Origin of the sequence: Spirochaeta isovalerica (assembly GCF_014207565.1) — a bacterium.
GTDB classification, from domain to species: Bacteria; Spirochaetota; Spirochaetia; order DSM-2461; family DSM-2461; genus Spirochaeta_F; species Spirochaeta_F isovalerica.
Map to the genome: position 1 here is coordinate 89685 of NZ_JACHGJ010000003.1, position 22166 is coordinate 111850.

The 22166-nt window shown below is 47.3% G+C and carries 22 protein-coding genes; 17 read left to right on the forward strand and 5 right to left on the reverse strand.

The annotated features are described in order from the left end of the window. Positions 1–201: 201 nt before the first annotated feature. From HNR50_RS09980 to HNR50_RS10010, 7 genes are all read left to right on the forward strand, one after another. On the forward strand, positions 202–1614 hold the full coding sequence (locus tag HNR50_RS09980; protein WP_246433976.1) for a PTS mannitol transporter subunit IIBC: 1413 nt from the start codon (positions 202–204) through the stop codon (positions 1612–1614). Positions 1615–1684: 70 nt separating this feature from the next. Then, entirely contained in the window at positions 1685–2143 is a 459-nt protein-coding gene (locus HNR50_RS09985; RefSeq protein ID WP_184746514.1) for a PTS sugar transporter subunit IIA, read from the forward strand. Continuing rightward, complete coding sequence (locus HNR50_RS09990; protein ID WP_184746517.1) at positions 2144–3403, forward strand: zinc-binding dehydrogenase; 1260 nt, start codon at positions 2144–2146, stop codon at positions 3401–3403. Next, positions 3404–4312, forward strand: coding sequence for a PfkB family carbohydrate kinase (locus HNR50_RS09995; RefSeq protein ID WP_184746519.1), 909 nt, complete (start codon positions 3404–3406; stop codon positions 4310–4312). A gap of 11 nt (positions 4313–4323) precedes the next feature. Then, positions 4324–4584, forward strand: coding sequence for an HPr family phosphocarrier protein (locus HNR50_RS10000; RefSeq protein ID WP_184746521.1), 261 nt, complete (start codon positions 4324–4326; stop codon positions 4582–4584). Position 4585: 1 nt separating this feature from the next. Then, on the forward strand, positions 4586–6301 hold the full coding sequence (gene ptsP / locus HNR50_RS10005; RefSeq protein ID WP_184746523.1) for a phosphoenolpyruvate--protein phosphotransferase: 1716 nt from the start codon (positions 4586–4588) through the stop codon (positions 6299–6301). Positions 6302–6318: 17 nt separating this feature from the next. Then, positions 6319–8322, forward strand: a complete 2004-nt coding sequence (locus HNR50_RS10010) for a BglG family transcription antiterminator (RefSeq protein WP_184746525.1) — start codon at positions 6319–6321, stop codon at positions 8320–8322. A gap of 29 nt (positions 8323–8351) precedes the next feature. On the opposite strand, the gene HNR50_RS10015 is transcribed toward HNR50_RS10010, so the two are convergent. Next, positions 8352–8615: a TIGR03905 family TSCPD domain-containing protein gene (locus tag HNR50_RS10015; protein WP_184746527.1), complete on the reverse strand. Its 264-nt coding sequence runs from the start codon at positions 8613–8615 to the stop codon at positions 8352–8354. A 138-nt stretch (positions 8616–8753) separates the two neighbouring features. Next, positions 8754–9521 carry a PEGA domain-containing protein gene (locus HNR50_RS10020; RefSeq protein ID WP_184746529.1) on the reverse strand — a complete coding sequence of 256 codons (768 nt, stop codon included), beginning with the start codon at positions 9519–9521 and terminating at the stop codon, positions 8754–8756. Positions 9522–9684: 163 nt separating this feature from the next. On the opposite strand from HNR50_RS10020, the gene HNR50_RS10025 reads away from it, so the two are divergent. The 3 genes from HNR50_RS10025 to HNR50_RS10035 are packed head-to-tail and all read left to right on the forward strand — an operon-like array spanning position 9685 to position 12048. Further along, entirely contained in the window at positions 9685–10866 is a 1182-nt protein-coding gene (locus HNR50_RS10025) for a homocysteine biosynthesis protein (RefSeq protein ID WP_184746531.1), read from the forward strand. A gap of 12 nt (positions 10867–10878) precedes the next feature. Further along, complete coding sequence (locus HNR50_RS10030) at positions 10879–11298, forward strand: 4Fe-4S binding protein (RefSeq protein WP_184746533.1); 420 nt, start codon at positions 10879–10881, stop codon at positions 11296–11298. 6 nt (positions 11299–11304) lie between these two features. Beyond that, a complete protein-coding gene (locus HNR50_RS10035) occupies positions 11305–12048 on the forward strand; it encodes a UPF0280 family protein (RefSeq protein WP_184746535.1) in 744 nt (247 codons plus the stop codon). Here the strand turns inward: HNR50_RS10035 and HNR50_RS10040 are convergent. After that, on the reverse strand, positions 12042–13100 hold the full coding sequence (locus tag HNR50_RS10040) for a DUF2804 domain-containing protein (RefSeq protein WP_184746537.1): 1059 nt from the start codon (positions 13098–13100) through the stop codon (positions 12042–12044). The genes HNR50_RS10035 and HNR50_RS10040 overlap by 7 nt on opposite strands. Before the next feature lie 89 nt (positions 13101–13189). Here HNR50_RS10040 and HNR50_RS10045 point away from each other — a divergent pair, with 89 nt between their 5' ends. Beyond that, positions 13190–13327 (forward strand): hypothetical protein, encoded by a 138-nt coding sequence (locus HNR50_RS10045; protein ID WP_184746539.1) that lies wholly within the window; start codon positions 13190–13192, stop codon positions 13325–13327. A gap of 17 nt (positions 13328–13344) precedes the next feature. Here HNR50_RS10045 and HNR50_RS10050 read toward each other — a convergent pair whose 3' ends face one another. Next, the gene (locus tag HNR50_RS10050; RefSeq protein ID WP_184746541.1) at positions 13345–14649 is read right to left on the reverse strand and encodes an aminotransferase class I/II-fold pyridoxal phosphate-dependent enzyme; all 1305 of its coding nucleotides are present in this window, start codon (positions 14647–14649) and stop codon (positions 13345–13347) included. 191 nt (positions 14650–14840) lie between these two features. Between HNR50_RS10050 and HNR50_RS10055 the strand changes: the two genes are divergently transcribed. After that, complete coding sequence (locus HNR50_RS10055) at positions 14841–15389, forward strand: NADH peroxidase (RefSeq protein WP_184746543.1); 549 nt, start codon at positions 14841–14843, stop codon at positions 15387–15389. Here the strand turns inward: HNR50_RS10055 and HNR50_RS10060 are convergent. After that, on the reverse strand, positions 15386–15889 hold the full coding sequence (locus HNR50_RS10060; RefSeq protein ID WP_184746545.1) for a DOMON domain-containing protein: 504 nt from the start codon (positions 15887–15889) through the stop codon (positions 15386–15388). The two genes, HNR50_RS10055 and HNR50_RS10060, sit on opposite strands and share 4 nt — an antisense overlap. Positions 15890–16095: 206 nt before the next feature. Between HNR50_RS10060 and rd the strand changes: the two genes are divergently transcribed. The 5 genes from rd to HNR50_RS10085 all read left to right on the forward strand — a co-directional run bounded on the left by rd (position 16096) and on the right by HNR50_RS10085 (position 21991). Then, positions 16096–16257, forward strand: coding sequence for a rubredoxin (rd, locus tag HNR50_RS10065; RefSeq protein ID WP_184746546.1), 162 nt, complete (start codon positions 16096–16098; stop codon positions 16255–16257). Between the two features lie 3 nt (positions 16258–16260). Beyond that, positions 16261–17478, forward strand: coding sequence for an FprA family A-type flavoprotein (locus HNR50_RS10070; RefSeq protein ID WP_246433978.1), 1218 nt, complete (start codon positions 16261–16263; stop codon positions 17476–17478). A 95-nt stretch (positions 17479–17573) separates the two neighbouring features. Beyond that, the gene (locus tag HNR50_RS10075; protein WP_184746548.1) at positions 17574–18689 is read left to right on the forward strand and encodes an ABC transporter substrate-binding protein; all 1116 of its coding nucleotides are present in this window, start codon (positions 17574–17576) and stop codon (positions 18687–18689) included. Positions 18690–18693: 4 nt separating this feature from the next. Next, complete coding sequence (locus HNR50_RS10080; protein WP_184746550.1) at positions 18694–19788, forward strand: ABC transporter substrate-binding protein; 1095 nt, start codon at positions 18694–18696, stop codon at positions 19786–19788. Then, the gene (locus tag HNR50_RS10085) at positions 19775–21991 is read left to right on the forward strand and encodes a PAS domain-containing sensor histidine kinase (RefSeq protein WP_184746552.1); all 2217 of its coding nucleotides are present in this window, start codon (positions 19775–19777) and stop codon (positions 21989–21991) included. The genes HNR50_RS10080 and HNR50_RS10085 overlap by 14 nt, the downstream gene beginning before the upstream one ends. The last annotated feature ends 175 nt before the right edge of the window (positions 21992–22166 follow it).

Here is a 22166-nt window from a genome sequence, read left to right on the forward strand (position 1 = left end):
TTTAATTATGCCAATAAAAAATTAGTAAAACTTTCTCATTTCAGGAACCGGCGTGATAATGAAACATCAATAAGAATCTCCGTCCCGGAGTATTCTTGTTCGGATAGGTTGCGGCGTTGCCGCGTTATATACAGGGCCTGCATTCCCGATGTCAGAACATCGGGGATGAAGGCCACCCGAATAAAACAGAGGTGTTAAAACATGAGTACAACACAAAGTGATTCTATGGCTCTCAACGGAGCCGCGTCAGGAACCGCTTCTTTCAGAGCCGGTTTACAGAGATTCGGCCGATTCGTCAGCGGTATGATTATGCCCATTATCGGTGCGTTCATCGCCTGGGGTCTTATCACGACGCTTTTCATTCCCACGGGATGGATTCCCAATGAAAAGCTTTCTTCTCTCGTAGGTCCGATGATTACCTACCTTCTTCCTCTTCTGATCGGTTTCACTGCCGGTAAACAGGTTTGGGGAGTCCGTGGTGGTGTTATCGGTGCTATTGCAACAATGGGCGTTATCGTCGGTGCCGATATTCCGATGTTCATCGGAGCTATGCTGATCGGTCCTTTCGCTGCATGGGTAATGAAAAAATCCGACAAGCTGGTTGAAGGTAAAGTGCCTGTCGGATTTGAAATGTTAGTTGATAACTTTTCCCTCGGAATCCTCGGAATGTTGATCGCGCTCCTCGGATACGTCGTTATCGGTCCGGTTATCAGTGCTATTGTAGCAGTTATCCAGGGTGGAGTTCAATTCATCGTAGACATCAAAGCTCTTCCTTTGATCTCTCTCTTTATCGAACCGGGTAAAGTTCTTTTCCTCAACAATGCTATAAACCACGGGATTCTGAGTCCTCTCGGCATACAGCAGGTTCAGGAATCCGGCAAGTCCATTATGTTCCTTCTGGAAACTAACCCCGGACCCGGTCTCGGCATACTGCTGGCTTACTGGCTGTTCTCCAAGGGAAATATCAAAGCTTCCGCACCCGGCGCCATCATCATCCATTTCTTCGGCGGTATCCATGAGATCTACTTCCCCTATATTCTGATGAAACCGATCCTCATTCTCGCCGCTATGGGTGGTGGAATGGCTGGTGTTCTCACCAACATGCTCCTCGGATCCGGTGCTGTTGCCGCTCCTTCTCCCGGCAGTATCTTCGCCTTGCTGGCTATGTCTCCCAAAGGCGGACATCTGTCCATTCTTATGGGGGTTATCGTAGCGACAGCTGTTTCCTTTGTCATCGCCATGCCTTTTGTTAAGAGATCGGCCGATCAGTTCGAAGATGAAGCTCTCGATGAAGCTAAAGATTCTGTTAAGTCTCTGAAAGCTTCAGGACCTATCACAAAAGTGCTTTTCGCCTGTGATGCCGGAATGGGTTCAAGCGCCATGGGTGCCAACAAACTGACGAAACTGCTGAAAGCGGAAAACATGGATATCAAGGTCGAGCATTGCTCTGTAGATGATATTCCCAGAAACGCGCAGCTGGTTATCTGTCACCGCGACCTGGCTGAGAGAGTCAAACTCTCCGGTACAAAAGCGCAGTGCATCAGCGTCACCAATCTGGTGAATGCCCCTGAGTACAAAGAAGTTGTACAGATGGTTGTAGATAGCCATAAATAATTCTTGATAAAAAGGGGGGATGCATGGCATCAGACCCCCTTTTACTCTCAGCGATATAAGGAGATTACCAGTGGGATTCACAGATTACATTGTTAAAAAGAAAGCTGTAATTTGTGCCCTTGATGTAGTCAGCTGGGAAGACGCCATCAGAAAAGGTGGACGGATTCTGGTTGATAAGGGTGCAGCGACGGAAGAATACCTGGATAACATAGTGAGAAAATGTAAGGAAAACGGTCCTTACATCGTCATCGCGCCGGGTATTGCCATGCCCCATGCTAGACCGGAAGAAGGCGCACTGGCTCTGGGATACGGAATCGTGACACTGAAAAATCCGGTTGTCTTCAACGATCCGGATAATGATCCCGTGAGCCTGCTCATATTTATGGCGGCTCCCAGCGTAAAAGAACACAACGAGGTGGCGGTCAGTCAGATCGCCGACCTCTGTGACGATGAAGAGGCGGTGGAGCAGATTATCGCCGCTTCTTCGGTAGAAGACATAATTGACATATTGATAAATCAGGGGTTTTGAATGAAGACCAAAGCGGTTCGGTTATACGGCAAAATGGATTTACGTCTCGAGGAATTCGAACTTCCCGAAATAAAAGATGACGAAATCCTGGTCAAGGTCTCGGCGGACAGCCTCTGCATGAGTTCCTATAAAGCGGCGAAACTGGGCGAGGACCACAAAAGAGTCCCCGACGATGTCGCCGACAATCCGATTATTATCGGCCATGAACTTTCCGGCGAAATCGTTCAGATCGGAGAGAAATGGCAGGGAAAATACAAGGCGGGAGAGAAATTCTCTCTTCAGCCTGCCATTAATTACAAAGGATCGATGGATTCTCCCGGGTATTCCTATAAATACTGCGGCGGCGACGCCACATACATGATACTTCCTCCGGAAGTGATGATCATGAACTGTCTTCTTCCCTACAGAGGGGAGGGGTATTTCAACGCGGCTCTTTCCGAGCCATATTCCTGTGTTATCGGTGCCTGCCGTTCCCTATACAGGACGGACAGACAGAAGCACATTCATTATCTGGGTATCAAAGAAGGCGGCAGGATGGCCATTCTCGGAGGATGCGGTCCCATGGGACTGGCGGCGATCGATTACGCCCTCGCCGGAGAATTCCGCCCCAGACAGCTGATTGTAACGGATCTCGATAATCAGAGGCTCCAGAGGGCCCAGTCCATTTTCGGACCCATAGCGGAAAAGAGGGGCATTTCCCTTCTCTTTATCAATTCAGGCGAATTGGATAATCCCCATCAGTTCATTATGCGGCTTACGGAAAACGAAGGCTTTGACGATATGCTCGTCATGGTTCCCTTTGCGGACGCTCTCGAGCTGGGCGAAAGCCTTCTGGGCTTCAACGGCTGCATGAATTTTTTCGCGGGACCGACTGATGAAAAGTTTTCTGCAAGATTGAACTACTACGATGTACACTATACAGAGAAACATATAATCGGAACGACAGGTGGTAATGTCGACGATATGACGGAAGCCCTGGAGCTGATGGAAAGCGGTCTGCTTTCTCCGGAAGTTCTGGTCACCCATATCGGAGGGCTCGATGCCGTAGCGGAAGCCACTCTGAATCTGCCCGCGATACCGGGAGGCAAGAAACTGATCTATACGGGGCTGTCTCTCCCTCTCACCGCTCTGAATGATCTTCCCGAACTGGCGGAGAATTCCCGGCTGTTCAAAGAACTGGCGGAGATTGTAAAGAGAAACAACGGGCTCTGGAGTGTCGAGGCGGAAAATTACCTCCTGGAAAATGGAGAAAAGATCTGAATGCATAACAGTCAACCCGGATTTCTAACGGTAGGCCTCAGTCCGGCCATTCAAAAAACTGTGGTTTTCGACACTTTATATGAAGGCGAAGTGAACCGGAGCGAACAATACTATCTGGATGCGGCGGGAAAAGCGGTCAATGTCTGCCGGGTTCTGACCCAGGCCGGTGAAGAGGCTTCCTGTCTCACTATTGCCGGCAAGGAGAACCGGGTTCTCTTTGAAGATCTCTGCTCACGGGATTTTCTCCATCTTTCGACTGTGGAAACAGCGGGACGGGTCCGAACCTGTACGACACTGCTCAACATGGAAAACAACAGTTGTACGGAACTCGTTGTCAATGAGCCTGAAGAGGTCTCCCCCGAAGAGGAGGAGGTCCTGAAAAAATCTTTTCTCCGGAGGATGAAAGAGGACTTCAGATGCCTGATTATCAGCGGCAGCCGGGCAAGGGGGTTTTCGGGTGAGATCATCCCCTTTCTGGTGCGGACGGCGAAAGAAAAAGGGTTGACTGTTATTGCCGATTACAGAGGAACCGATCTTCTGGGATCTTTTATTTCCCGGAAGATAAGGCCCGATTACATTAAAATCAATGAACAGGAGTTCTTCCAGACCTTCCCGGAGTACAGTGATATTAGCCGGGGGATAAAAGAGGTTTCGGAAAAATACGACTGTTCTTTCATTATATCCCGGGGAGCTTTATCCACGCTTATCGCGGAAAGGGGAGCGCTGTCGGAAGTCGACAGCAAACTGATCGATGCGGTCAACCCCATCGGATGCGGAGATTCCATGACAGCCGGAATGGCTCAGGGTATTCTCGAGGGTCTTTCGCTCAGAGAGGCAGTAGAACGGGGACGCGATTACGCCACCCGAAACGCACTCAGCATACATCCGGGATGGATATTAGAAGACTAGGAGTAGAAAATATGGTTCAGGAAACAATTGTTATCAGCAATCCCACGGGACTGCATACAAGACCGGCGAAACAAGTCGTATCGGAAGCGAAAAAATTTGAAAGTGATATTACTATCAAATTCGGAGAGAAGGAAGCCAATGTGAAAAGCCTTCTCAAACTGATGAAACTGGGGATCAGCCAGAATCACAGTATCGATATTGTCTGCGATGGTGCTGATGAAGCGGACGCCCTCGCCCATATGAAGAATTTTATTCTCAATCTGGAGGGCTGATATGAACGGATTAGCCGTTTCCGGCGGAATTTCTTTCGGAAAAGCCTTCCTCCTCGATTCGGGAGCCAGCGTCAGCTGCAGGGGTATCTCCGTTGAACAGATAGACGGGGAAATGAAACGATTTCTCGAAGGGCGAGACAGGGCCGCAGTAAACCTGGAGAAACTGATTGAAAAGGTCAGAACCGAAATGGGCGATGATAAAGCCGAGATATTTGAAGGGCATCTTGAAATCCTCACATCCGACGATGTGGAGGAGGGAGTCAGGGAAATCATCGTGGAGCAGAAAGTCTGTGCGGAAAAAGCCGCTGAGATATTTGCCGAAGACAACGCCAGGGAAATGGAAGAACTGGATGACGAGTATTTCCGTGAGAGGGGGCAGGATTTCCGCGATATCGGACAGCAGCTGATTAAAGGAATTCTGAATATAAATCCCGATGAAAGGACGCTTCCCGATCAGGCTGTCGTTATGGGAGAAGAACTATCGCCATCCCAGACGGCATCGCTGGATATGTCCAGGGTGAAAGGTCTGATTGTCAAAACAGGCGGGAAAAATTCCCATGCGGCCATTATCGCCAGATCCCTTGAAATCCCCGCTCTGATTATGCCCGAACTGGATTTTGCCGAACATGTCAAAAACAACGATATTGTTTATGTCGATGGTGAATCCGGCGAGCTCTGGGTCAATCCCGATGAAAAAACCATCGAGTCCCTGAAAAGAAAAGAAGAAAAACTGGAGAAGGAGAAAGAAGAACTTCTCACTCTCCTCGATGAGCCTTCGGCTACAAAAGACGGACATCCTGTGGGATTGTATGCCAATGTGGGCGGAACCTTCGATATCGGTAATGCGGTCCGTTACAAAGCCGACGGCATCGGTCTTTTCAGGACCGAATTTCTCTTTATGGAAACCATGTCCAGCCCGACTCTGGCCCGGCAGACCGAAGTTTACCAGCATGCCGTCGAGTCTCTCGGCGGCAGGAATGTCATAATCAGGCTGCTCGATACGGGAGCCGATAAGCCGCTTCCCTACTGGCCGCTGCCCCGGGAGGAAAACCCCTTCCTGGGAATCCGGGGAATCCGGCTTCTTTTTCAGAAAGAGGACATTCTCAGAACCCAGATCCAGGCACTTCTTCAGGCTTCCAAATCGGGACCTGTGGGGATGATGATTCCCATGATCGGATCCCTCAAGCCCATTGAAAGGGTCAGAGCTCTGGTGGAAGAGGAAAAACTGGCTCTCGGATGGACTGAGGCTGAAAATCTTATGCTCGGCGTCATGATCGAGACACCGGCGGCCGTGCAGCTGATTAAGGAAATTCTCGATATCGTGGATTTCGTCAGCATCGGAACCAACGATTTGACACAGTATATGCTGGCGGCTGACAGAGGGAATCCCTCTATGACCGATTATTACGATGAATTTCATCCTGCGGTTCTCCGCTCCATAGCCCATGTCATCAAACAGGCGGGGAAGAAGGCTAAACTGAACGGGATCTGCGGCGAGCTGGCCGGCAATCCTCTGGCCCTGCCTTTTTTCGTGGGACTTGGTGTCGACGAGCTCAGCACCAATGCTTCATCCATTTTAAAACTGAAAAAGATACTTCGCGAGATCGACTTTACCGAGGCAGAAAATCTGGTCGAAGAAATCCTGAGGATTCCTACCTCCGAAGGAATACGCATGAGACTTCACCGGTTTCTTGCAGAAAGGGATCTGCTGAAGTGAAAGACCGGCAGAAAAGGATGCTCAGATTACTTCTGTTAAATGAGGGGTCTCTTCTGATTGACGATCTGGCCGGGACCTTTTCTATCGGCCGGAGGACTGTATCCCGCGATCTCGATGTTCTCGACAAGTGGCTCTCCCTCAAGGGAGCGCGGCTTGAGAGAAAGCAGAACCACGGGATACAGGTCCTCTGTTTCGGGACCGATCCTGCCGACCTGATCGAGCTTATCAACAAACCCGATTCCTATCTGGAATCGCTTCCCCCTTTTAAAAGACAGAAACTCATTCTTCTCTATCTGCTTTTCAACAACAGGGAAATAAAGATTTCCCATATGGCCAATACTTTTTTCATCAGCGACACTTCTGTGTGGAACGATCTGAATCAGATCGAAAAAAGCATCGGCGATAAAGATATAGCTCTGGAAAGGATGAAAGGCGTCGGAATCAGGCTGAGAGGCTCCGAATCCTACATCCGGATGAAATTTCTCTCAACCATGATGGAGGTTTTTTCCTCCCGGACCATAATACCTCATCTCTATTCACTCAAAGAGAGCCGTGAATCGACTCTGGAAATCAATCAGTTCAATATGCTTATGGAAAGGCTCCGTTTTCCCGTAGGAAACAGCGCGGTCCAGAAACAGATCCGCCGGGCCGTCTCCGCTCTGGGATACAGTTTTACCATGTCCGGCGAAGCACTCCTCTATTTCTATCTGCAGCTGACTCTCCACAGGATCAAGGCGGGAGCCATGATCGTACGCTACAACAGTTTTCGCTGCACACCGCTTTTTTTCAACCTGGCGCAGGATATTCTTTCCGATCTGCTGGAACGGGTTTTCAGCGGAGCCATACCGGAGGGAGAAATCGCCCAGCTGGGAATGATTCTCCAGGTATTGGAAATCGGAGATCTGAAATCGGTCAGGATCAGCAATTTCGAATCCATGATCGATGATGAAATCCGCGATCTGACGGCCCGGATGATCGAACGGTTCGGAGAACTGGATAAACAGCTCTATTACTTGAATCATCATATGGAGGAAGTGCTCAATCTGTCTCTGGCTTCCCTGGTCATAAGATTGGAAAACGGTGTTCCCTACTGGCACGGCGATTGGGGAAGCTCCTCGTCGGAAGAGTGGAGACGGGGCGAAAAAGAGGAATATCTCTCTAGTCTCCTCAAAGAGCGGTGCGGCCTTGATCCGTCGGGACGTGATCTGGAATACATACTCATTCTTTTTCAGTCCCTCATCATCAGTGAAAGCGAAGTGCCTCCCCGGCGAATCCGCTGTCTCGTCTGCTGTTTTGAAGGGATCGGTCTGGCTTCCTACCTTCAGTCAGTCCTGCAGAGAGAAATCAAGGGAATCAATATTATCGAAGCAACGGCAGTATTTAAAATCCGTCAGGAGTATATCGATGAAAAGGGGATTGAGCTGATTATTTCAACTTTTCCCATAAGCGATATCAATATCCCTGTCATCGATATCTCTCTACCGCTCAATAAGGAAAAAATCAAAAAAGAAGTGGCTTCACTTCTTCCCTTACTGGCGCCCGGGCGGGATTTCGAACCGGTGATTGCCGGGGAAGAGGTTTCATTTCAGGAAGTTCTCAATCTCATTCAGAATTTCATGATGTACCGGCTGGCTGAAGCTCCTGATATCGACCGGGTCATTTCCTCTCTATCGGCAGAGCTGACTGGCACCGGAAAAAAGGCGAAGAAACTGGAAAAAGATTTCCGCAGAAGAGAAGATCTGGGGACGCTGGAGTTCGAAGATTACGGAATCCGGGTTCTCCATTGCCGTTCCGCTGCTGTCGACGGACCGAAAGCTGGAGTTGTTGACTTCGAGGCTGATGATCGTGCCAGAATCCTCTTTATGGTGGCCCCTGATCCCTGTCCGGAACAGATCCGGAAGCTTCTGTCCGTCATAACCATCTCGTTTCTTGAAAACTCATCGTTCCGCCGCTCCATCATATCCGGGGCGCTGAAGGATATCCGAAAGAACCTGATGGATATATTTAAAGATGTTCTGTAGATAATTAGCGGGAATATCTGATTTCAGTTTTATGCGCAGCAGGCTTTTGCCGCGATCATGGTTTTCAGCGATTTGGCAAGCTGGTCCGGGCAGGATGTCTGCCTCATCCCGCAGGGAGATCCTTCAAAGAGCTCAATGACCTTCTCCGCCTCCATTCCTTTGACGAGCTTGGAAATCCCCAGAAGATTTCCGGGACATCCTCTGTGAAAATTTACACTTTTTATGGCGCTACCATCAAGTTCAATGTCAATGCGGGCTGTGCATACACCCTGAACTTCAAAACTTTCTTTCATATGAATAAGGCCTCTATATTTTCATTCCGTTTTTTTCCCGATAAAAAACCCCTGCATAAAACAGGGGTGGTTTATTGGATAAATAAATATATATAAGATTTCTTTAATATTGTCTACAGGTCGGGAACCTGAAAAGGATCATTCAATTATAAGAGACAGTATCGGCCTTATCGTATAGGTCCGACCCGCCTCGGCAATAATCGTGGACTGCGTGGCAAATCCTCCGGATCTTACCTGAATGGTATGCTGTCCCGGCTGTATGGTAAAAACCGTACTGTTCATTAATATCCCGTTGTCGTAAATGCTGATCTGCGACATGGCATTATTGATCGTTCTGTTGAGGCTCTCATTGGGGATGATCACCTGTATCGTAGCGAGAGGCTGCTGGAGATTGAAGTGGAGATTCTCATTGCGCTGAAGGTTGACGGTTTGAGTCTGGCTCGAATAGCCCGGCGCGGAAACGGAAACCGTATAGCTGCCCTGGGGAAGTTCCATCCTGAAGGGAGCCGTGCCGGAAATACTTCTGGGGCCGCTGATGTCCACCCGGGCTCCATTCACATTGGAAGTGATGTTTAACTGGGCGCCAGCCGATCGTCGCTGGGTTTGAAACGTAAAATTTTCCGCCCTGTTTCTGTCCATGACGACAACTCTAGACTGGGCCGGGTAACCGGGAGCGGAGATTTCGATCGTATATGTGCCGGCCGGAAGGGCGACATTCAAATTGGTCGTGCCTTTTATGGGCGAGAAGCTTCGGTTATCTCTCGATTGTACGAGGACATTGGCTCTCACATTTGCCGTTACCGACAGCTGAAACGTTGTTCCTCTTCTTGTCGTTTGAGCCGGCAACCCTGCGACCAGCCCGGCCAGCATGCATATTGTAAAAAACCGTATGATGTTTTTGTTCATTTTCTAACTCCTCTCAAATCTTATTTCTCTTTGAAATAACAGATAAAATTCTAACTCAAAGACTCGGGAATATCTAATATAACATTCAATTTTAAAAAATCTGTCACTTTTTCTTTCCCGTAAGAACTGACTTTTTAATGGCTATGGATTATTCTCTATAAGCATGAAGACCGTAGCAGAAATCAATGAGAAAATCAGTTCTGGCCGGGCCGTAGTCCTTACCGCCGAAGAAGTTATCGATTATGTGGATAAAAAAGGGCTGGAACAGGCCGCAAAAGAAGTCGATGTCGTCACAACGGCTACCTTCGGGCCTATGTGTTCCTCCGGCTGCTTTCTAAACTTCGGACACAGTAAGCCTAAGATCCGTATTACCGAAGCCTGGCTTGATGATGTGAGCGCCTACAGCGGAATCGCCGCGGTCGACCTCTATCTCGGGGCAACGCAACTACGGCATAACGATCCTGCCAATCTCGATTACCCCGGCGACTTCCGCTTCGGAGGCGGCCATGTCATGGAAAAACTCATCGCCGGAAAGGAAGTTCAGCTTTTCGCTCTTTCCTACGGGACCGATGATTACCCCGGACGGGAGCTTCGGACCAGGTTTACCATAGATGATCTCAACCAGGCGGTTATGGTCAATCCGCGAAACTGCTACCAGAATTACAATGTCGCCATTAACGCTTCGGACAAACCGATCTATACCTATCTGGGATATCTGAAGCCCCATATGAAAAACTGCGGTTATTCCAGTGCCGGACAATTATCTCCTCTTTTGAACGATCCCTTCTACAGAACCATCGGCGTCGGTACCAGGGTCTGGCTGGCAGGAGCGCAGGGGCATGTCTATTCAGAAGGAACGCAGCATTCTCCGACATGCGAAAGAGGTGTTCTCGGAGTACCTTCCGAAGGGGCCGGAACGCTGGCACTGACTGCTGACATGAAAAAAATGAATCCCGAATTCGTCCGCGGAGTCAGCCTGAAAGGTTACGGGGTCTCGCTGTCTCTGGGGGTGGGGATCCCGATTCCCATTCTCGATGAGGACATGCTGAAGCAGACGACGATCCGCGACAGAGACATTAAAGCCCAGGTTATCGATTACTCAACCGACTATCCGCAGAGAACGGGAAAGGTTCTGGGCACGGTCAATTACGAAGAGCTTAAATCCGGTACCATAGAACTGAACGGTCAGAAAGTCGAAACGGGAAGTCTTTCCTCTTATGCCGGAGCGAGAAAAATCGCGGCCATTCTTCAGGAAGAGATCCGCTCGGGAAAATTCCTGCTTTCCCAGCCGATATCACCGCTTCCCTTTGAACAATCGATGAAACCCATGAAGGAAATCGGGTAGGGGGGAGGAAATATGTCTGATAATATCACCAAAAAGATCATGCTTTATTTTCCAGAATGCGAAACCGAAAGCCCCATAGTCTATCATCTTGTCAAAGATTACGATCTGATGATAAATATCTTCCGCGCTAAAGTGACTCCCGAAGAAGAAGGGTATCTCGTACTGGATATAACCGGTTCGGATGGGAATATCCACCAGGCTACCGAATGGCTTCAGTCTCTGGGGATCATTGTCAATGAGACAGATAAAGGTGTGAAATGGGATCAGAACCGCTGCGTTCAATGCGGCAGCTGCGTTCCTCACTGCCCCACAGGAGCTCTCTCCATTCCCGATAGATCGACAATGGAAATACGTTTCGAGTCAAATAAATGTATTGAATGTTTAAGCTGTATAAAAGTCTGTCCTTACGAAGCGGTTACGTCAATTTTCTGATATCTGATGAAGAGGCATTTCAGAGAATTCCATTACAAGGAAGCCCATTTTCATATTCTCACTTCCTCCTGGGATCCGGTGACGGAATTCATTCTGTCTGAAAGGCTCAGATTGGAAGCCTTTATTTTATCTCATCCCCTATTCGGAGAATCTCTGGAGCCTGTCAGTATCTCCCCGGCAGATAAACAACCTGAATCTGTGCGGAGAATGATCGAAGCTTCTCTTGCCACAGGTCTGGGGCCGATGGCTGCTGTGGCCGGTACAATGGCTCAGCTGGCTGCTGAAATCTCGGCCGATATGGGGAGTCCCGAGACGATAGTGGAAAATGGCGGCGATATATATGTCGACTGCAGGGAAGATGTCACTCTGGGATTGTATCCCGGAAGAAACAGCCCCTTTTCCAATCTGGCGCTGCGCATTCTTCCCGAATTCATGCCGCTGGGTGTCTGCACCTCTTCCGGGCGGATGGGACACTCCCTCAGTTTCGGAGACTGCGATATCCTTACGGTTTTCTCGAAGAACGCTTCGCTAGCCGATGCCGCGGCCACTCTGGGATGCAATAGCATCCGCTCGAAAGAGGACATGGAGCCGGTATTGAACCGGCTCCTGGAAATACCCGGTATCGAGGGGGCTCTGGCTATCAGGGATGGTGATTTCGGAGCTGCGGGTCGAATCCCCGAATTGGTAAAAAACAGCGACCCGGAAATCCTGAATAAAGTGTCCCGCGATGAGACTTCGAATTTTCAATAGCGGTTATAAACGTCTTCCGCAAAACCGGGAAAGTTCTCCAGAGAGAGTTCCCGTTCATCATCAAGACGGACTTTCCCGGTAAAATATCCGAACACCTGGTGCTGGACAGAGCGGATCAGAAGGAGATTCACTTCGGACTGCCTGTCCACTACCGGTCTGAAATCCAGTTCGAAACGGCCGTCGCTGCTGGTGAATTTCCAGGGAGCCATGTAGTTGTCGGGATCAATGTGAAATGTCACCTCTTCCAGTTTATGAACTTTCCTGCCATAGAAAAGCACATTTTCCGTCGCCGGCGTTCTATCGGTAAAGCCGTATCCGATATTAAAGCCGAAAAACTTATCATTTATATAACCGCTTGCGGATCCCCAGTACCATCTGTTCCGGTATGTCCAGGCTCCCCGACCCCAGTCCAGGGTTCCCGTGTCCCTTTTCGGATCGAACTCATAACGGTTTGCTGCCGTTTCGACAAAACCGGACGCGGGCATTCCATTTATCTTTCGGTTGTAGTAAAAGCGCCTGCGGTTTTCTTTCCAGGATGTGGCGATATTCATGCTTTCCAGATCCGGGGGCTGCTGTAGAATTATCTCTCCCCGAATTCCCTTACCCTCACCGGGAACAGGGAGTTCCGGTGCATGGAAGATAATCTTTCTGGATCCTTCTCCTGTTTCGTAACGGATAGTCAGAACCTTGTCGCCGAAAGCCATGTTCCCCGAATCAGGTGTCATCTTTCTCTCTCCGCTACCCGCAGTAATGCGGCCGCGGGGGAGAAGGGAAAGAGTGTCCGCCTGCCGGGTTTCCCCTTTCTCCATATCGATCCAGCAGATAGCCATTAGACCGGCATAACCTAGATCGCTTATAGTGAAGCTGATCCCCTTTTTCATGGAATCGGAAAGAATGATGTAGTAGTCCCATTCTTTAATGCGGAACCAGGGAGCCTTTATATCTTCTCTCCGATAGTTCCAGAATGGTTTTCTTCCCCAGCCTTCACTGGATATATGACCTCTTTTATCGAGTAAATCGAGAGATTCTGTAATTTCTTTCTGTATTTTCATATAGAGAAGTCTATCATCGGGAATATCAATCTGTCATATAAATAATCAATGTGTAATTCTCTCTCTCATGTTTTAGAATTCTCTATATTATGAAAGGAAAATTTATTCTGGTAATTCTGATTATTGTTACGGGGGGGATTACCGGTTGCCGGACGGTCGGCGGTGATAAACCGGAAGAAGACCAGTGGTTTGAAATCGCAGGTGAAGGGGAAGAATCGTCGGGCTGATTCTTCCCCTGTTATGCTTATCTCTGTTTATACTGTTCCAGCAGGGATGCGAAAAGTGCGGGAACCAGAGCCATTCTTTCCGGTTTTTCCACATAGGCTATGCGCATCTGCGTTCTGCCGGGATTGGGGGCTCCTTCGGGCAGGCTGTAGAATCCGGCCATGGGAGCCACCAGAAGAGTCAGCTCTTCCCCTTTTATATCAACTTTTCCTTCCCGGGCGCAGAAGAGTACAAAGTCCTGGGCGTTAAAATTTTCATCAACCACATTTCTCACATCTATTACGGAATAGAGAGAGGCATCGGGATTGGAGACAATGATACCGGGAACCAGTTCTTTGAACTCTTCAGTCAGGCTTACAAGCATTTTGCTGTAATAGTTTCTCTGGGACTCATACCATTTCCCCAGAGCATCATGAGATTCATGGGCCAATGCCCCGAACATATACTGTCCGATGGCGTTTGAACAGAGATCAGCAGTACATTCGGCAACGCTCTTTTCATGAAAATCTTTTCTGTCTGTTACAAGAGCCCCGATCCTCAGGCCGCAGCCGTTCCATACTTTGGAAGAGGTTTCTATGGATATGCGCCGCCCTTCGATCCCCGGCACATCTTTATCTGTTACACCCCATATGCTTGACGTGACATCCTTTGTGTAAAACAGCTCCCTGTAAGCTTCGTCGCTGATCATCCAGATATTGTGTTTCACGCAGATTTCTGCAAGAGTTTTCATAGCCTCCAGGCTGTAAAACTGTCCGGTCGGATTGTCGTAGGGAATGACAACCATGGCCGAAGGTTTTTCCTTTTCAATTACAGTCTCGATTTCCTCCATAGAGGGAAGAGAGAAGTTTCCGTCTTCGCCCAGTGTTCTTGATACTGAAACAGTTCGTCTGCCTACGCGGGCCGCCATGGCGTTATAATTGGTATAGGCCGCATCAATGAGAAGCAGCGGATGGTCCGTTGATCCGGCATCTCCGCATACGCCGAGAATCACCATCTCCATGGCCTGGGATCCGCCGTTGGTCACCTGGGAATAAAGTCCTTCCGTGGAAAACCCACTGGACGCGATAATATTGAGAAAGGCCTGATTTGTCTCTTCCATTCCCACTGTCGCGGTGTATTTTACAACTCCTTCCTTAAAGGGACTGTCCTCTTTGTTCAGATTGAACATGCGTTCCGAAATTGCGGGATGGAGCGGAAGGGATACATTCCCGATGGCCGTATTAACCGGCTTTGTGTTATCTTTTCTTTCGGCGAATTTTATCTGAGCCAATCTGATAGCCGAAGGTTTTCTATTGCTGAAATGTCTCGACATTTGCGGTTTCATAAATGCCTCTCTCAATACGATTTATTTAAGTGATGAGACAGTTTTACACTTATTATGGATTTTGGCAATAAAAAATAACCGCCTATCGTAAGAGGTTGCAAAAGATTTTTCTGTTTGACTAATATTGTTCAATCGTATACCATTGCAATGGTAATAATTATCAATACTAGTAAGAATCACAGGAGAAAATTATGGGAAAAAAATGGATCTGCTCGGTTTGCGGTTATATTCACACAGGAGATTCCGCTCCGGAAAAATGTCCACAGTGCGGAGCTCCCGCTGCAAAGTTCAATGCCCAGTCTGAAGGGCCTATGGTTTTTGCCGATGAACATGTCGTCGGTTCTGCTAAAGACCTCGATCCTGAAGTTGTTCAGGGACTGAGAGAAAACTTTATGGGTGAATGCACGGAAGTGGGAATGTATATCGCCATGAGTCGTCAGGCTGACAGGGAAGGATATCCTGAGATCGCAGAAGCATTTAAGCGCTATGCCTTCGAAGAAGCCGATCATGCCTCCCGTTTTGCCGAACTCCTGGGAGAAGTTCTTGTAGCCGATACGAAAGCCAACGTCAAAGCCAGAGCCGAAGCTGAACACGGAGCCTGTCAGGGCAAGAAGGATCTCGCTACTTTAGCTAAAAAACTCAACTACGATGCCGTTCACGACACTGTACACGAAATGTGTAAAGACGAAGCCCGGCACGGAAAAGGTTTCGCCGGGCTGTACGCCAGGTATTTCGCTTAAAGATTAATTATCAGTGAAGTTCTCCGGCTGTGTTTCCGTGATAAACTGTCACGGTTTGCATAGGCCAGGAGAACTTTAACTTCGTCTCCCGGAGAGAGAACGGAATCCATTTCATCTCCGCTGTTAAGGGGCATGGTAAACTCAACAGTGGTCGTTCCATTGGACTCTGATCCTGAAATCAGTTGAAAATCATCAGTACCGCCGATATCGCTATCTTTTTTGTGACTGATGTTCCCCGTCCCGAAATGATCTTCCAATACTACAACGTCGCCATCGACATAAGCCATTTTATAATCTGCATCTTTCATCATTCTTGAAGGGTTGAATCCCACAGCAATCCAGCCCTCAGTGGGAGCGGATAAGCGTATCTGGAGCTGACTGCCTATGATCTTCCATTCAAAGCTGATTCCCGATTGTTCTCTTTTATTATAGCCGCTCTGAGCTGAGAGGATTGATATTAAAAGAAAGAGAAAAACCGATAAAACTGTCACCTTTTTCATTAAGAACTCCTTATGGTTATTAATCTAGTTAATAAAATTAGTTACGGCAAATAAAAAAAGTGTAAAAAATAAGGAAAAAAATATCTATTTGTTGACTTTAATAGGAATCATTACTAATATCAAAGCGAAGGAATTAATTGATTTTCCTTGTTCAATAGTCAATAATGTAGTATGACAAACTTATAGACCAAATTAGGAGAGACCTTATGAAAAAGTATGTATGTGATGTTTGTGGTTATGTTTATGATCCTGCTGTAGGAGATCCTGATAACGGTGTTGCAGCCGGTACAGCATTTGAAGATCTTCCCGAGGATTGGGAATGTCCTGAATGCGGAGTTGGCAAAGAAGATTTTTCACCGGAGGATTAAGGTTTGAAGAAAGCTGTAAAGATTACAGACGGAATTTTCAGACTTGGATCCAATATAGAAAACGGAGACTTCTTCGAGGGGATGTGGCCCATCCCCGACGGGGTCTCCCTGAACAGTTATATTGTCAAAGGGGATAAGATCGCCCTGATCGACCTGGTCGATGACTGGGACAACGCCCCTTCCGATTTAAAGGAACAGCTTGAGTCCATACCTGTTGATCCCTCTGAAATAGATTATCTCATTCTCAATCACCTGGAACCGGATCATACGGGCTGGCTTGAAGATTTTTTAAAAGCCGCTCCTTCTGTCGAACTGGTAACCAACAAAAAGGGAGCCGCTCTGATAGAAGGTTTTTACGGTATCACCGATAATGTGAAAGTCATCGATTCCGGCGATACCATCGACCTCGGACAGGGTAAAAATCTCGAGTTTCATAATATCCCCAACGTCCATTGGCCCGAGACTATGATCACATTCGAAAAAAACTCGGGAGTACTATTCTCCTGCGATGCTTTCGGATCATACGGATCGATTGGTGATTCTGTTTTTGACGACGAAATCTCTGAAGAGGAACACAACCTCTTCGATGTGGAATCTCTCCGTTATTATGCCAATATCGTCGGGAGTTTTTCAAAATTCGTATTAAGAGCCATCGACAAACTTTCCGATTTCGACATCAAAGTGATTGCCCCCTCCCACGGTATAATCTGGCGGGACAATCCCGGTGAGATCATAGAGCGATATAGAAAATTCGCCTCTTATCTCGAAGGTCCGGCGGAAGAGGAAATTACCGTTATCTGGGGTAGCATGTATGGCAACACCGAGAAGGTACTCCATTCCGTGATCAAAGGTATCCGCTCGGAAGGCGTACCTGTTCATGTGCATAAAGTACCCGAAGTTAATGTCTCATGGCCTCTGGCCTCGGCATGGAAATCGAAAGGTCTTGTATTCGGTATGCCTACATACGAGTATAAAATGTTTCCGCCCATAGCGGCTGTATTGAATATGTTCAGCTTAAAGCACGTACAGAACAAGACAGTCTTCCGATTCGGATCCTATGGCTGGAGCGGGGGAGCGCAGAAAGACTTTGACGCCGCGACCGCAGATATGAAATGGGATTTTATCGATCCTGTCGAGTGGAAGGGGAAGGCATCGGAAGAAGTTCATCAGCTCGCTTTTGAAAGGGGCGCTGAACTGGCCCGGAGTATTAAAAATCAATAAATATTGACAATTATGTAAAAGCTCTGCCTGACGGCAGGGTTTTTTTTTCGGCTGAATGATTGGCAATAATTCATCTGAGAATTTAAAATTCAAATATGTGTAAATGGGAGAGAAACATAATAATCGCTTTGGGTCTGCTTGTTTTTCTCTGTAGTTGTGCCGACCGCAGTCCCCTGAAAATCGGATTGATAGCTGATTTTTCAGGTAGGGGTTCCCAATTGGGACCTCAGGCCAGAAATGCCTTGACAATAGCTGTTGATGAAATTAACGATGACGGAGGGCTTCTTGGACGTCCGGTAGAGTTAATCTATGCCGATCATCAATATGATCCGGAACTGGCAAAAGGGGAAGTCCGGCGGCTTGTATCCGAAGGCGCTCAGATCATTTTTGGACCGATGGTGAGCGGAATGGCTGCCCCGGTGATCGAGGCGGCAGCGGAAAGCGGGACTTTAGTAATTGCCTCGACGGTCAGTACGGATACGCTTACCGGAATTGATGATAACTTCCTGAGAGGTGTAGCCCCGGCTTCATTTCAAGGCATATACCTGGCGCGGGTCGTTAATTCCCTTGATAGCCGTAATCTGGTTTTTATCATGGACAGCAAGAACAGAGTTTATACAGATGGTGTTCTGGCCGGTTTCTATAAAGAAGATCCTGATCTGAAAGACAGAACAGCCGCAGAGCTGTATTTTGAAACCAAAGAAGACTTCCCCGGCCTTGTCGAAGCTCTTTCTGAGAAAAATCCTGATGGAATTGCCTTTCTCGCAAACGGTATTGATTCTGCCGGTATCATACAGCTATATGCAAAGGAGAATGATCTGCCTCAGCTTTTTGGGGGCTCCTGGCCGAAAGTTACAGGTATAACCCAGTATGCGGGAAAACTTTCGGAAGGCATGATTTTTATCGATACTCCGGTTAATGACGTACCGCTGGAACGAGAAAAGCGTTTTTATGAAACTTATAGGAGTTTATACAGCGTTAATCCCAATATTGCCGCCATCCATACCTATGAGTCGGTAAAATTATATGCACGGGCAGTCCGGGAAAGCGGTTCAACCGATAGCGCTGTTGTAAAGAAAACGATAGTAGGCATGGATTCAATAGAAGGGTTATACGATACCTTTACCATTGATGAGTTCGGCGATGGTGAACGAGCCATGAGTGCATTTATTCTCGATAATGGAGAATATAAACCTTACCTTATGAGGTGAATTATTGAGATTTACTTTACTTTTCCTGCTTTCATTAACTCTTCTCTCCTGTTCCGATAAAAGCGATATAAAAATCGGCTATGTTGCAGATTTCAGTTCGGGGCAGACCAATCTGGGGGAGTTATGCCGCAACGCCGCTCAAATGGCTATTGATGATATCAATGATTCCGGTGGAATAAAGGGGCGAAAGCTCGAGCTGATACCCCGGGATAATGGAGATGTAGCATCAGCGCATCAAAAGATTGTTGAGGATTTTACAGAACAGGGAATCCGTTTTATCATCGGCCCTTTTCTCAGCCGCAACGCTCCTTTTCTTCTTGAAGAATCAAAAGGGAAGGAAATGCTCATAATAAGTCCTGTTGTCAGTTCCGATGATTTTGCCGGCCTGGACGACAATTTCTTCACGATTCAGCCCAATGCCTCCTCTGACGGCTTGATAGTCGGAAAAACCATTATCGACAGAGGGGATAGAACAGCGGTTCTCATAAGGGATTCGGAAAACGATAAATATACCGATTCTTTTATGAGCGGAGTCAGGTCCGTGCTAAATGATAAGGGTGTTAAAATTCTTGGTGATCTCTCATATAATCAATCTACAAATTTTCTGGAATTGACCAGCAGACTTATCGCTTTCAATGCCGATGCTCTGGTTTTTTCCACTCTTGGCATAGATGCAGGAACCATAATTCAGCAATATGGAAAAACGGAAGATCTTCCCCATTTGTACGGAGATGAATGGTCCAGGACAACGGGCGTTCTACTCCATGGGGGCAGATTTACAGAGGGTATGATTAATCCCGGGGTTTATAATGCCCATAGGGATAAAAACCTGGAAGCTGAACTGAAGACGCGGTATGAAGAAACCTTCCTGGAAGATCCGGTCTTCTTCGTCTATTTTACCTATGAAGCTATCATGCTTATTGCAGGGGTTCTCGAAGAGCTTCCGGAAAAAAGCACTCTGGAGGAAATCAAGGACTATCTCGTTGATAGAAAAGACTTCGAAGGAATACTGGGGCATCTGGAATTTGACCGGTTCGGTGATTCTCTCAGAAAAAAGACCTTGTATATCATTCGAAACAATGCCTATGAAACCTATTAAGCTGAGCATAAAACGATATCTGAATCTTGTTCTTTCCTTTCTCATTATTCTGCCCCTGCTTTTTGCAGGGGGAATCTCTATTTTCCTTTCCTCACGGATTCTTAGGGGAGAGATGTTAAAGGCCAGCAGAAACCAGGTCAGCTTTTTATCAGATAAAATCGATCAGTATCTGAATACTCCGATCAGTATTATAAAAACAATGGCAGGTATGCTTGAGCTGGAAGCCAATCGGAAGGTCGAGAGAGATATTGATGTGGTCCTTAAATCCTTTACAGAAAGCTTTGACATTTTCAAGAGCATTCATTTCGCGGGAGCAGATGGACTTGTCAGGAATCTGTATCCTCCCGACGAACTGTTTACCGGGACCGACATCTCCAGCCATGAGTATTTCAAATCTGTCATGAAGACGGGAAAGCTGTTCTGGTCTTCTTCATTTATATCGGAACAGCTGGATATTCCCGTTTCCACTTTAAGTTATCCTGTGATGGGAGGAGTTCTGACCGCTACCTTATCTCTGGAACCCGTTATGAATATGATCAGCAATATAGAGGAACGGGATGAAGGGCTTGTATTCTATATTACAGATCAGAAAGGGGTGTATATAGCGCACACAGACAGACAGAAGGTTGTTCTGAAGGAATATGATACGGCTCAGATAGCCTATAGGCAGGGAAGTCTTGATGGAATGGTTCAGGATGTCCTGTATGAGGGGATGGCATACACTTCCTATTATTCCATAGTGGAATCTTCAGGATGGATGGTTGCTTTGCTTCAACCTCGAAGCGTCATCAATGATCCAATAGAGACTATGATGTGGTCTCTGCTCATTGTCACTGCAATCATACTTCTGGTAACATTAATTTTCAGCATGAGTCTTCAAAAGAGCCTTGCCGGTCCGCTTCAGGCTTTTACAAAATTAACAGAGAGCATTTCCCGGGGCAATTACAATGTCTCAATTCCCGAATACAATATACAGGAACTGTCCTGGCTGGGAGATTCCGTCGGTTCCATGGCGAAGAAGATACAATTTCGCGAAAAGGAATTGAATGAGGCATCCGCCAATCTTTCGAGTCTATTAAACTCCATGCCTTCCATCCTTATAAGTATTGATCAGGACTTGAATATAACGCGTATGAACAGCAGGGCGGAAGCCTCTTCAGGTTTCGAAGAAAAAGATGCTCTCGGCAAACCGCTTGAGGAAATCTTTCCCCGCCTGTCTCCGGAAATTCCCCGCCTCGCCCTTGCTGTAAAAGAATCGCGGATGGATATCATGACAAGAGAGACTATTTTGAAATCGGATCGGAAAATCGTAGAAAACGTGACGATTTTCCCTCTGATCTTACCCGACACCCGTAGCGCGGTGCTCAGGCTCGATGATATTACCGATAAGGCCATGATGGAACAAACTCTCATTCAAAATGAAAAATTGCTTTCCCTGGGCGGGCTGGCCGCGGGAATGGCTCATGAAATAAATAACCCTCTTGCTGGTATGATACAAACCGCCAATGTTCTGGCTGGTCGACTGGGTCTTGAACGCCATATACCCGCCAACGATCAAGCTGCGGGAGAGGTTGGCATATCGATGGAAAAACTGAATGAATATCTGATGATCCGCGATATCCCGGATATGATAGACAGCTTGAATAAGTCGGGGCAGAGGATCGCTTCAATTGTCAATAATATGCTCAGTTTTGCCCGGACCGGCGAGGAAAATATCTCTACACATCAGATAAGAGATATTATTGAAAGATCGATTGAACTGGCTCAGACAGATTACAATCTCACAAAAAAGTACGACTTCAGACAAATCGAAATAATAAGAGAATACGGGGAAAACCTTCCTCCCGTCATGTGTGAAACTTCAAAGATACAGCAGGTTTTCTTTAACATCCTTCAGAATAGTGCGCATGCAATGTCTGATTCACAAGTTGAAAAACCGAAGGTTCTTATTAAAACCGGTTTTGACAGGATTCATTCCATGGTTGTTATTGAAATAAAAGATAATGGACCGGGAATGGAGGAAAATGTCCGCAAGAGAATCTTCGAACCTTTTTTTACCACTAAGCAGGTAGGGCTCGGGACAGGTTTGGGACTGAGCGTCTCCTATTTTATTATTACGGAGAACCAGAATGGCGAGATGACTGTTCAATCCAGTCCGGGAAATGGAGCCAATTTCATAATTAAATTACCGACGACCCATTAGCTCCCCCGAACACAAAATCCGGCTGCCCCTGATTTTGCACCGAAGCCGATCATTTGAGGCTTCTACCTACAGGACTGTTCGAGTCCGTTCGGCAGTAATTATAAAAAGAAAAGGTTCAACTTAAAAAGCTGAACCTGAAATAGCTCCCCCGAACACAAAATCCGGCTGCCCCGGA